At 71.6% G+C, this 11,725-nt stretch carries 12 protein-coding genes; 5 read left to right on the forward strand and 7 right to left on the reverse strand.

Annotated features, from left to right (window positions below; genetic code table 11):
- The first annotated feature begins 237 nt into the window (after window positions 1-237).
- A complete protein-coding gene (locus G555_RS0116285; RefSeq protein WP_036923537.1) occupies window positions 238-933 on the forward strand; it encodes a copper homeostasis protein CutC in 696 nt (231 codons plus the stop codon).
- Between the two features lie 18 nt (window positions 934-951).
- On the opposite strand, the gene G555_RS0116290 is transcribed toward G555_RS0116285, so the two are convergent.
- Window positions 952-1,782, reverse strand: a complete 831-nt coding sequence (locus G555_RS0116290) for an IclR family transcriptional regulator (RefSeq protein ID WP_051209493.1) — start codon at window positions 1,780-1,782, stop codon at window positions 952-954.
- A gap of 149 nt (window positions 1,783-1,931) precedes the next feature.
- Between G555_RS0116290 and G555_RS0116295 the strand changes: the two genes are divergently transcribed.
- Window positions 1,932-2,960: an NAD(P)-dependent alcohol dehydrogenase gene (locus G555_RS0116295; RefSeq protein ID WP_028709675.1), complete on the forward strand. Its 1,029-nt coding sequence runs from the start codon at window positions 1,932-1,934 to the stop codon at window positions 2,958-2,960.
- 90 nt (window positions 2,961-3,050) lie between these two features.
- Here G555_RS0116295 and G555_RS20765 read toward each other — a convergent pair whose 3' ends face one another.
- From G555_RS20765 to G555_RS0116310, 3 genes are read right to left on the reverse strand one after another with little or no spacing between them, the layout of a single operon-like run.
- Window positions 3,051-3,896: a MaoC family dehydratase gene (locus tag G555_RS20765; protein WP_036923539.1), complete on the reverse strand. Its 846-nt coding sequence runs from the start codon at window positions 3,894-3,896 to the stop codon at window positions 3,051-3,053.
- Entirely contained in the window at window positions 3,896-5,281 is a 1,386-nt protein-coding gene (locus tag G555_RS0116305) for a 3-oxoacyl-ACP reductase (RefSeq protein ID WP_028709676.1), read from the reverse strand. Before G555_RS0116305 ends, G555_RS20765 begins: the two co-directional genes overlap by 1 nt.
- On the reverse strand, window positions 5,281-6,561 hold the full coding sequence (locus G555_RS0116310) for an acetyl-CoA C-acetyltransferase (protein ID WP_028709677.1): 1,281 nt from the start codon (window positions 6,559-6,561) through the stop codon (window positions 5,281-5,283). Before G555_RS0116310 ends, G555_RS0116305 begins: the two co-directional genes overlap by 1 nt.
- 87 nt (window positions 6,562-6,648) lie before the next feature.
- Between G555_RS0116310 and G555_RS20770 the strand changes: the two genes are divergently transcribed.
- The 3 genes from G555_RS20770 to G555_RS0116325 are packed head-to-tail and all read left to right on the forward strand — an operon-like array spanning window position 6,649 to window position 10,677.
- Window positions 6,649-7,263, forward strand: a complete 615-nt coding sequence (locus G555_RS20770) for a TetR/AcrR family transcriptional regulator (RefSeq protein WP_051209495.1) — start codon at window positions 6,649-6,651, stop codon at window positions 7,261-7,263.
- A gap of 4 nt (window positions 7,264-7,267) precedes the next feature.
- Window positions 7,268-9,229, forward strand: a complete 1,962-nt coding sequence (locus tag G555_RS0116320; protein WP_028709678.1) for an acyl-CoA dehydrogenase family protein — start codon at window positions 7,268-7,270, stop codon at window positions 9,227-9,229.
- Window positions 9,226-10,677, forward strand: a complete 1,452-nt coding sequence (locus G555_RS0116325; protein WP_028709679.1) for an NAD-dependent succinate-semialdehyde dehydrogenase — start codon at window positions 9,226-9,228, stop codon at window positions 10,675-10,677. The genes G555_RS0116320 and G555_RS0116325 overlap by 4 nt, the downstream gene beginning before the upstream one ends.
- Window positions 10,678-10,708: 31 nt before the next feature.
- On the opposite strand, the gene G555_RS0116330 is transcribed toward G555_RS0116325, so the two are convergent.
- The 3 genes from G555_RS0116330 to G555_RS0116340 form a co-directional block, all read right to left on the reverse strand.
- Complete coding sequence (locus G555_RS0116330; protein ID WP_028709680.1) at window positions 10,709-11,146, reverse strand: hypothetical protein; 438 nt, start codon at window positions 11,144-11,146, stop codon at window positions 10,709-10,711.
- Window positions 11,143-11,397, reverse strand: coding sequence for a hypothetical protein (locus tag G555_RS0116335; protein ID WP_028709681.1), 255 nt, complete (start codon window positions 11,395-11,397; stop codon window positions 11,143-11,145). The genes G555_RS0116330 and G555_RS0116335 overlap by 4 nt, the downstream gene beginning before the upstream one ends.
- An 18-nt stretch (window positions 11,398-11,415) precedes the next feature.
- Window positions 11,416-11,725: hypothetical protein (locus G555_RS0116340; protein ID WP_028709682.1), on the reverse strand; the 310-nt coding region annotated here is incomplete at its 5' end.

Genomic DNA, 11,725 nt, shown 5'->3' on the forward strand with positions numbered 1-11,725 from the left:
GGGTTCAGGGGGTGGTTGCAGCATCTGCCGTCTGGCGGGTGTTGTGTCGTCGTGTGCAGGGCAGGCCGAGGTCGCCTCCGGAGTGGGAGGGCGGGTTCTGGCAGGGGGCCCGGGAGGGGGCGTCGCCGGTGGAGGCGGCCGCTGTTGTGGGGTGTGCGAGGAGCGCGGCCCGGACAGGTGCCCGGTGCCCGCTCGTGGCGTCCGCCAGGATGCCCCCACCGCCAGTAGATTGAGCGCATGGCAGGCCGCCTGGTCATCGTGTGTCAGCACGTCGCCGACGCCCGGCACGCCGCAGCCGGGGGCGCGGACGGGATCGTGCTCGTCGGCTCGCGCGACGAAGGCGGGCTCTCCCCGGCACCCGACCTGCTGCGGGACGTCCGCCGAACCGTCGACATCGACGTCCGCCCGCTGGTGAAGCTGCGAGCCGGCTACTCCACCGACGGCGGCGAGGCGACACGGCTGAAGGGGCTCGTCGCCGACTACCGCGCCGGGGGCGCGGACGGCATGGTCCTGGGCTTCGTCAACGGCCGCAGCGAGGTGGACACCGAGGTCCTGGGGCTGCTCCTCGACGGGACGGACTGGCCGTGGACCTTCCACCGCGGCTTCGACGCCTGCCTGGAGACGGACCGCGCCTGGCGCACGGTCCTCACACTGCCGCGACTGGACGGCGTCGTGACGGCGGGATCGGCGAGAGACGTCGAGCACGGGCTGGACGAGCTGATCCGGCTGGCGCGTTCCGACCCCCGTATCGCGAACCTCGTCCAGGCCGGTGGGGATCTCCAGCCCGAGCATGTCCCCTGGCTCGCTCGCGCCGGCGTACGGCGTTTCCAGATCGGGTCGTCCGCCCGCCCAGGGCGCTCGTGGAAGGCCTACGTCGACCCTGGGCTGGTGCGCTCCTGGCGGACGCTCATCGACGACGAGGTGGACGCCTGAGAAGGTCGCCGACCGGGCTCACGCACGGCGCCCGGCGATGCGGACGCAGCCTGAACGGAAGTAGCGGCTCACCTGCGAGGCGTGCTCGCGCAGCAGCCGGTCGGTCTCCTGTCGCCGCCGCCGCAGATCGCACGGCGAGCTGCTGATCGACACGGCGCCGGTGATGGTGCCGGCCGGCCCGTGGACCGCGACCGCGCCGCAGGCCATGCCCGGCAGCATCTCCTCGCTCTCCCAGGCGATCCCCAGCGTGACGACGTCCCGCAGCTCGGCCTCCAGCCGCGCGGGCTTCGTGATGGTCTGCGGCGTGAGCGGCGGCATGCCGCGCGCGGCCAGATACGCCTGTCGGTCCTCGGCCGCCATGCCGGCGAGCATGATCTTGCCGAACGCGGTCGCGTGCGCAGCCTCGTTGAAGCCGAAGTCGAGCGGTTTCACCCGCGGGTGCTTCGCGCAGTCCGACACGTGCGCGAGGATCACATCGGTCCCACGGTAGACGGCGTAGTAGGCAGCCATCCCGCACGCCTCGTGCAGCGAGTCGACGACCGCCCGGACGGCCGGGGGGACGGCGACCTGCCGGTGCAGCGCCACGTCCAGATTGTGCAACCGGTATCCCAGCTCGAAGCGCTGCCGCTTCTTGAGATGGACGAGGTAGCCGTTGCGGACCAGTTCCTGGGACAGCCGGTACACGGTCGGCAGCGGCAGTCCCGACGCCTCGGCGATCTCCCGGGCGGTCGCCCCGCCGCGCTCGGCGACCAGTTCCAGGATCGAGAAGGCGCGCGAGATGGGACCCGTCTCCGGGTCCGGCCTGGCAGCGCTGCGCAGGCCACGGCGCTCGGGCGCGTCGTCCGCCATGGATCAACCATGCTGATCCGGGACCCCCGCGGTCAAGAGCGGGTCGGCCAAGAGTCCGACAGGTTCTCATCCAGCGATAAACGCCCTGCCGACGCGTGCCGCGGGCGTCCCATGCTGGAGTATCGGAACCCTGTTCAAGGAGGAACAGAATGAAGGCATTGCGGCTCCACGCGTACCACCAGGCTCCGGTCGTCGAAGAGGTGGCCGAGCCCAAGATCACAGGTCCCTGGGATGTCATCGTCACTGTCGGAGCGGCCGGCCTGTGCCGCACCGATCTTCACATCATCGAAGGGCAGTGGGACCATATCCAGCACCCGAAGCTGCCCTACATCCTCGGTCACGAGAACGCCGGCTGGGTGGCTGCCGTCGGCAGCGCCGTGACGAACGTCGCGGTCGGCGACACCGTGATCATGCATCCGCTCACCAGTTGTGGACTGTGCCCGGCCTGCCGCGTCGGGGAGGACTCCCACTGCGCCAACGCCACCTTCCCCGGGCTCAATGTGGACGGCGGCATGGCTGAGCAGTTGCTCACGAACGCCCGGGCGGTCGTCAAGCTCGACCCCAAGCTGCAGCCGAAGGACATCGCCGCACTGGCCGACGCCGGCCTGACCGCCTACCACGCGGTCCGCAAGTCGGCCGATGTCCTCTTCCCCGGAACCCATGCCGTCGTGATCGGCGCCGGCGGTCTCGGTCACATCGGCATCCAGACGCTCGCGGCGATCACCTCGGCCGAGATCACCGTCGTCGATCGCAGTGAGGCCGCACTGGACCTCGCCAAGCAGATCGGCGCGCACCACACCGTGCTCGCGACCGACGACGCGGCCATCGTCAAGGCCGTGCAGGACATCACCGGCGGCGGCGCGCAGGTCGTCTTCGACTACGTCGGCGAGAGCGGCACCGAGAAGCTGACCCCGAGCCTCATGCAGAACCGCGGTTCGCAGTACGTCATCGGGTACGGCGGCGAGGTGCAGATCCCCACCATCGAGATCATCTCCCGCGAGATCAACGTCATCGGAAACCTGGTCGGCACCTACAACGACCTGGTCGAGCTGATGACCCTCACCGCGCAGGGAAAGGTGACGTTGCATACGGCGGAGTACCCGCTCGAGAACGCCAACGACGCGATCAGCGATCTCGACAACGGACGGCTGGTCGGACGGGGCATCCTCATCCCGTGATCCGCTGACCGGTCTTCGAATCCCGGCCCCTCGTGCGAACGGACGCGCGGGGGGCCGGTTCGCGGTTGCCTCCGGGGGCCACCGGCCGGGTCACAAGGCAGCCACGGATCCCGTCAGGTACGGCTGCTGATCCGCGTTCACGACGGCCACGTGGAACCCGGGGATCTCCCCGAAGCTCACCGTGGCAGGCAGCGGGATCGGCTTCAGGAATCGCATGTCGGCGCGGAACGCGTGCGGCAGGCGTCCGTCGAGGGACGAGAGCACGCGGGCGTACGTCCACATGCCGTGGACGATCGGGCGCCGGAACCCGAACGGGCGGGCGGTGACGGCGCTCAGATGGATGGGGTTGATGTCCCCGGACACCGCGGCGTACCGGCGTCCGAGATCGGCGGGCAACCGCCAGCGGGCGGTGGGCGGCACGGGAGCGGGCCGCTCCGTGGGCGGCACCTCCGGCGCCTCCACTGCGAGACTCGCTCCCCGGGCGAGGTAGGTGCTCGTCCCGCGCCACACCAGTTCCGGCCCCACCCGGACCTCGCCGACGAGGTCGAACACGACGCCCCGCCGGTGCGGCGCGAGGCCGGTGGCCGCCGTCGCGATGTCGACCGGCTCGGTCACCCGGACGGGCCGGTACTGCTCGATGACGTTGGACACGTGCACCAGCCCCGCGAGCCGAAACGGGAAATCGCGTTCGGCCATGAGGTACGTCTGCAGCGGGAACGACAGCACGTGCAGCCACGTGGCGGGCACCTCGTCGCGGAGTGCGAACCCGCACACCCGGCCGTACGCGGCGAGCCGCGCCGGCTCGTGGCGAACGCCGTGGACGACCACCCGCCGGCCCGGCAGGCCCGCCGTCGGCGGGGGCCGCCGCGGCGTGGTGAGCACGGCGCCCGCGATCAGCCCGCCCGCCTGCGGCAGCCGGGGGAGGACGACGTCCATCACGCTCCGACCAGGTTCTGGCCGCACACCCGGATGACCTGGCCCGTCACGCCCGCGCTGGCCGGGTCGAGGAAATAGCCGATCGTCTCGGCGACGTCCACCGGCTGCCCGCCCTGCTGCAGGCTGTTCGTGCGGCGGAAGATCTCTCGCGAGACGGGCGGGATGGCCGCCGTCATGTCGGTCTCGATGAACCCCGGGGCGACGGCATTGACCGTGATCCCGCGGTCGGCCAGCCGCGGCGCCAGGTACCGGACGACACCGACGACTCCGGCCTTGGAGGCGCCGTAGTTCGTCTGGCCGCGGTTGCCCGCGATGCCGCTGGTCGACGACACGCCGACGATCCGCCCGCCGTCGGCCAGGCCCCCCGGGAGGGCGGCGTCGAGCAGGGCGTCATTGATGCGCACCTGCGCGGCGAGGTTGACCTCGAGCACTGCTGCCCAGCGGGACTCGTCCATGTTGGCGAGCAGCTTGTCGCGCGTGATGCCGGCGTTGTGGACGATGGCGTGCAGCCGGCGGCCCGGGAGGGTCTGGGCGACGTGTGCGGCGATCCGGGCGGCGGCGTCGGGGGCGGTGATGTCGAGTTGCAGGGCGCTCCCGCGCAGCGTGTTGGCGACCTCGGCGAGCCCTTCGCCGGCCTGCGGGACGTCGACGGCGACGACGTGCGCACCGTCCCTGGCCGCGACCTCGGCGATCCGCGCCCCGATGCCGCGCGCCGCGCCGGTCACGACGACGACGAGCCCGGCCAGCGCCCGGGCGGACGTCGCGGCGACATCGGCCGGCCCGACCCGCCAGGACTGGCCGTCGACGAACGCCGAGCGGCCCTCCAGCAGGAAGAGCAGAGTGGACGTCAGCGCCGCGGCGGTGACCCCGGGCGCCACGTACACGAGGTTCGTCGTGACGCCGTGGCGCAGCTCCTTGCCGAGGGACCGGTTGAGCCCGTCGACCGCGTGGAAGACCGCTCGCTTCTCGACGCCGTCGGCCGACTCGGGCTCGGGCGCGACGAGGACGATCCGGCCGGACGGCTGCACCCCGCGCACTGCGGGCCGCAGCCAGGCCCGCAGATGTTCCAGCTCGTCGATCCGTGTGAGCGTCGACGCGTCGATCACCAGCGCGCCGATCCGTTCCTCGTAGCGGGGTGGCTTCGGACGTCCCTCGGCGTCGGGGACGCGCGCCTCGGGGTCGTCGCGGACGGCGGGGACGGGGACGATCTCCAGCAGCCGTAGCGCCTCGGCCGCCAGCCCCGCTCCGGGCAGCGACGCGAGGGCGATCCCGCCGCTGGGCAGGACCCGGCCGCGGCGCAGCGTCACGGGTTGCGGCAGGCCGACCTTCGGCGCGAGCGCCTTGCCGAGCGGCGACGTGAGGAAGGTCTCGAACAGGTCAGGCATCACATTCCCTCCAGAACGGCGGCGACCCCCTGGCCGCCGGCGGCGCAGATCGAGAGGAGGCCGCGGCTGCCCGGACCGGACCGGTGCAGCAGTTTCGCGAGCGTGGCGGCGATGCGGGCTCCGGTCGCGGCGAACGGGTGCCCGGTCGCCAGGGACGAGCCTGTCACGTTGAGCCGGTCGCGATCGACCGTGCCGTACGCGCCCTCACGCCCGAGCCTCGTCCGGCAGAACTCGTCGTCGGACCATGCCGCGAGGATCGACAGGACGGTGGCGGCGAACGCCTCGTGGATCTCCACGTAGGTGAGGTCGCCGAGCCCGAGCCCCTGGCGGTCCAGCAGCTTCGGCACGGCGTACGCAGGGGCCATCAGCAGGCCCTCGGCGCCCGACACGAAGTCGACGGCGGCGACCTCGACGTCGACGATGCGGGCCAGGACGGGCCAGTTCCGGCGGCGTGCGTAGCCCTCTTCGGCGACGAGGACGACCGCCGCGCCGTCGGTGAGCGCCGTCGAGTTGCCGGCCGTCATGGTGGCTTCGGGACCGTCGCCGAACACCGGGGGGAGCTTCGCCAGCTTCTGGGTCGACGTGTCGGCCCGGAGCAGGCCGTCGGTGGCGAGCCCGAGGTACGCCGTGACGAGGTCGTCGAAGAACCCCGACGCCCAGGTGGCGGCGAGGTTGTGGTGGGACGCTGCGGCGAGCTCGTCCTGCGCCTCGCGGGTGATCCTCCAGGCCTTCGTCGTGACGGCCTGGTGCTCGCCCATCGACAGCCCGGTGCGGGGCTCGCGCACGACGGGTGCCTCGGGGACGACATGGCCGGGTCGGAGTGCGGTGAGGGCGAGGAGCCGGTCCTGCAGCGTCCTGGCCGCGTTGAGCCGCAGCAGTGCGCGGCGCAGCCCCTCGTTGGCCGCCATGGGGGCGTCGCTGGCGCTGTCCACGCCGCCGGCGATGCCGACGTCCACCTGGCCGGCGCGGATCTTGTTCGCCACGTATGTCACGGTCTCGAATCCGGTGGCGCACGCCTGGGCGAGGTCGACCGCCGGCGTCTCGGGGGCCAGCGCCGACCCGAGCACGGCCTCGCGGGTGAGATTGAAGTCGCGGGTGTGCCGGAGGACGGCGCCGGCCGCGACCTCGCCGACGGTCTCGCCTGCGAGCCCGAATCGGGCCACGAGGCCGTCGATCGCGGCAATGAGCAGGTCCCGGCTGGAGGCGTGCGCGTAGGGGCCGCCGATCTTCGCGAACGGGGTGCGGTTCCCCCCGACGATGACTGCTGTGCGGTCGCTCACATGGTCCTCCGTGGTCGGTTCCGGACGGCTGGAACTACTGGGTACTGATAGTAGCGAGTACCGTAAGTATCGAGTATCATCCGGCGTATGTCCACCGTCGCCGATGGCCGCAGCACCCGCTGGGAGCAGCACCGCGCCACGCGGCGGCGAGAGCTCGTCGAGGACACGCTGCGGGCCATCCGGAAATACGGGCCGGGCGTGGGAATGGACGAGATCGCCGCCGTCGCCAAGACGAGCAAGTCCGTCTTCTACCGGCATTTCGGGGACCGTCTCGGCCTCTACGCGGCGGTCGTCGACGCGACCATGGACTACATCCTGCGGAACCTCCGGTCGGCGATGGCCGACGCGCACTCCGACCTCGCAGAGGTGGTCGCCGCCCTGGCGCGGGCCTACCTCACGCTCGTCGAGCGCGATCCCGAGATCTACTTCTTCGTGCTGTCGCGGCCGATCTCGCCCGACACCCGCGACGCCGTCACGGGGTTGACGACCCGCATCGGCGACGAGCTCGCGGTCGCCATCGAGGCTCACCTCGCCGCCCGCGGCCTGGACCCGGCACCCGCCGCGACCTGGGGCCATGGGCTGGTGGGGTTCATCCGGGCCGCGACCGACAACTGGGCGGCCACGGGCCACACGCGCTCGGTGGACGAGGTCGTCGACGACATCATCCTCGGATTCCGCACCGCCTTCGCCGACGAAAGGTAGCCCGATGAGCATCGATGTGGACACGCGTCCCTCCGACACCGACCCCGGCCCGCGGGACGACCTCGGGGCGGGCCTGCTCGCCGCACTGGACGGGCCGTTCCACGACGAGCGGCAGCGGACCCGCGCCGAGCTGCGTCCCGAGGAGGTCCTCCGGGATCCGCTGCAGTCCGTCGACGATGCGCGGGAATGGACGCTGCGGGCGCTGCAGGCACTGGCCGGTCACGAGTTCGGGCGCGCCGGCACCGATCCGCAGTACGGCGGCCGGGGTCCGCTGGCGCACTCGGTCGTCCACTTCGAACTGCTCTGCGCGGCCGACATGTCGCTCGCGATCAAGTCGGGCGTGCAGCACGGGCTGTACGGCGGCGCGATCTGGAACCTGGGCACCGCCTGGCATCACGAGCGCTTCCTCGCCGACGCGCTGGAGGTGCGCACGCCCGGCTGCTTCGGCATGACCGAGCAGGGGCACGGCAGCGACGTGTCGGGCCTGGAGACGACCATCACCTACGACGAGCGCACGGCCGAATACGTGGTCCACTCGCCGACGCCGACGGCCACCAAGACCTACATCGGCAATGCCGGCGCCCACGGGCGGATGGCGGTGGTCTTCGGGCAGCTCATCGTCGGCCCGAAGCTGCACGGGATCCACGCGATCCTCGTCCCCATCCGGGACGCCGACGGCGCCGACATGCCCGGCGTGACCTGCGGCGACAACGGGCACAAGGGCGGCCTGCTCGGCGTCGACAACGGCACTTTGACCTTCGACCATGTGCGTGTCCCGCGCGAGCTGCTGCTCGACCGGTACGGCGGTGTCGGCGCCGACGGGGTGTACCGGTCGCCGATCGACAACGCCAACCGGCGCTTCTTCACCATGCTCGGGACGCTCGTCCGGGGCCGGGTGTGCATCGGCGGAGGGGCGGCGACGGCGGCGCGGAAGGCCCTGACCATCGCCACGACCTACGCGGTGCGCCGTCGCCAGTTCGTCGCGCCCGGCCACCCCGAGGGGGTCGTGCTGCTGGACTACCTCGCCCACCAGCGCAGGCTGTTGCCGGCGATCGCGACGGCCTATGCCTACGGTTTCGCGCAGAACCGGCTCATCGAGCGACTGGCCGAGGTCGCGCTGCTGGAAGGCGGCGACGAGCGGGCCCAGCGCGAGCTGGAGGCGCGGGCCGCCGGCCTGAAGGCGGTGCAGAGCCGGTTCGCCAACGACGCCGTGCAGGCCTGTCGCGAGGCGTGCGGCGGGGCGGGATACATGACCGAGAGCGGGCTGACCACGATCCGTCAGGACGTCGACGTGTTCGCGACCTTCGAGGGCGACAACACGGTGCTGCTGCAACTGGTCGCCAAACAGCTTCTCGGGGACTACAAGCAGGCGTGGGTCGGGCTCGACCCGGTGAAGCTCGTTCAGGCGTCCGCGAAGTCGCTGGGTGGTGCCGTCGTCGACCGGACGGCGAACCTGCCTGGCGTCGACCGGCTCGTGGCCGCGGCTCAGGGCACGGGCGCCGACACCGTCGAGCACCGTGGCTGGCAGGTCTCGATGTTCGAGGAGCGTGAGCGTCACGTCGTCGGCCGGCTCGCGGCGCGGCTGCGGAGCGCGGCCCGGTCGGGGGAGGCGGCGTTCGCCGCGACGAACAAGGCGCAGGACCACATGCTGTACGCCGCCCGCGCCCACATGGACAAGGTGGTGCTGGAGAGCTTCGTGGCGGGTATCGAGGCGTGTCCCGACCCGGCCGTGAAGGACGTCCTCGGCAGGCTGTGCGATCTCTACGCGCTGTCGGTGCTGGAGGCCGAACGGGCGTGGTACCTGGAGCGCGGGCGGATCTCGCCGCAGCGGGCCAAGGCCCTGACGCAGGCCGTGAACCGGCTGTGCGGTGAGCTCCGTCCGCTCGCGGACGATCTGGTGACCGGCCTGGGCATCCCGACGGCCTGGCTGCAGTCGGCGATGCTCGGGGCGAAGATGGAGGCATGAACGTCACCGATCTTGTGCGGCGGATTCCGAAGGGGCTGTTCATCGGCGGATCCTGGGAGTCTCGCGAGCAGGCCTTTCCCGTGTACAACCCCGCGACGGGGGAGGTGATCGCGGAGGTCGCCGATGCGTCGGCCACCGACGGGCTCGCGGCGCTGGACGCCGCTGTCGCGGTGCGCGAGCAGTGGGCGGCGACCGAGCCGCGGGTGCGTGGCGAGCTGCTCCGTGCCGCGTACACCCGAATCCACGAGCGGGCCGACGACTTCGCCTGGACGATGACCCTCGAGATGGGCAAGCCGCTCGCCGAGGCACACGGCGAGGTGAACTACGGGGCCGAGTTCTTCCGCTGGTTCAGCGAGGAGGCGGTGCGCATCGACGGCCGGTACGCGGTGGCGCCCTCGGGCCGGGCGCGGATTCTGACGATGAAGCAGCCGGTGGGTCCCGTGTACGCCATCACTCCGTGGAACTTCCCGCTCGCGATGGGGACGCGCAAGATCGGTCCGGCGCTGGCGGCCGGGTGCACCGTGGTCGTGAAGCCGGCCTCGGCGACGCCGCTGACGACGCTGCTGCTGATGGACGTCCTCGCCGAGGTCGGCCTGCCGGCGGGCGTGGTGAACTGCGTGACGACGTCCCGGTCGGGCGCCGTGTCTGCGCCGCTCCTGGCGGACCCGCGGCTGCGCAAGCTCACGTTCACCGGGTCGACCGAGGTGGGCCGCGGGCTGCTGGCGCAGGCCGCCGACCGGGTTCTGCGGACGTCCATGGAGCTCGGAGGCAATGCGCCGTTCCTGGTGCTGCCGTCGGCCGATCTCGACCGCGCGGTCGCGGGCGCGGTGGCGGCGAAGATGCGCAATATCGGTGAGGCGTGCACGGCGGCGAACCGTTTCCTGGTGCACGCGTCCGTGGCCGCCGAGTTCTCGACGAGGCTGGCGGACGCCCTGGCCGCGATGACGGTGGGCGACGGCACCCGGGACGGCGTCCAGGTCGGTCCGCTCATCGACGAGGACGCCGTGGCTCGTGTCGAGGGTCTCATCGCCGATGCCGTGGGCAAGGGCGCGAGGGTTCTCACCGGGGGCGCCCGTGTGGACGGGCCGGGCAGTTTCCTGCAGCCGACCGTGCTCGGTGGGGTGTCGGCGGACGCGCGGGTGATGACGGAGGAGATCTTCGGGCCCGTGGCGCCCGTCACCACGTTCGAGACGCTCGACGAGGCGGTCGCGCTGGCCAACGGCAGCGAGTTCGGGCTCATCGCGTACGTCTACGGCCAGGATCTCGACGAGGCGCTGTCGGTCGTGGAGCGGTTGGAGACCGGAATGGTGGGGCTGAACTCGGGGGTCGTGTCCAACCCGGCCGCGCCGTTCGGCGGCGTGAAGTCGTCCGGCCTCGGTCGCGAGGGCAGCTATGAGGGCATCGAGGAGTACCTGGAGACCAAGTACGTGGGGGTCGGTCTGGCATAGGGCCACGGTGCGGCCGGGCTCGTCCTCGTCGTCATCGGGGTGGTTGGTGGGCGAGTGCTCGGGTCCGCCGGCGGGCGATCGTGCGCAGGCCCAGGCCGGCGAGGATGCCGAGATGGGTGACGATGAGGAAGAAGACGGCCAGGGTCCAGTGGACGTGGTCCCAGTCCGCCGTGATGGTTCCGTACTGCTGCGCGGGCTCGGGCAGGATCGCGGCTCCGGCGAAGCAGACCACCAGCGTCACCCAGTCGTAGCCGCGCCGGAAGGCCAGCAGTGCCGCGCCCTGGAAGGCGATGGCCGGGAGGATGAACCAGCGCAGCAGGATCGCATGCCCCAGCCAGTCGTCGGCGGTCATCCCCCAGCACGGGCCGGGCGAGGAGCAGACCATCGACACCCCTTCGTCGGCCCACAGCAGGGCGAACATGCCGACGACGCCCAGCAGGTAGGGCCAACTGTCGAGGACGCGTCTCACGGCGCGCTCCGCCGCAGTCGGCGGTAGGCGATCACGAGCCCGATGCTCGCGATGACGACCCCGACGGCGACGATGGGCAGGGCCGGGGAGGGCGCCACGTACGCCAGCCAGACGAGGCCGAGGGACGCGCCGAAGAACGCGATGGCCGCAAGCGTGAGGATGGCCGCCCATTTCACCGTGATGGGTGTCCGTTGGGCCTGCGGCCTCGGCGGGCGCCGGTCGTCGTACGCTGCGGGTTCGCTGTCGGTCATGGGGTGCTCCATTGGGGGTCAGGGGACGATGAGTCCGGCGGGGTAGCGGTGGCCGTAGCCGGTGGGGCGGTGGATGGTGGTTCGGGAGCGTTCGGTCATGTCGGGCAGGTTGTAGGTCAGGAGGGTGACCTGTTCTTCGTCGGTGCCGGTGCCGAGGATGTAGAGGGTGTCGTCGGTGGTGGTGATCGCGTTGACGCCGATGCCGGCTTCGGTGCCGATGTCGAAGGTTTCGGTTCTGCCGGTGGCGGGGGTGTAGCGGGTGATCCAGACGTAGTCGGTCATGGGGCGGTAGGAGGGGTTCATGAAGGTGTGGCCGATGTAGATGTGG

The organism is Propionicicella superfundia DSM 22317, assembly GCF_000423465.1.
Taxonomy (GTDB): Bacteria; Actinomycetota; Actinomycetes; order Propionibacteriales; family Propionibacteriaceae; genus Propionicicella; species Propionicicella superfundia.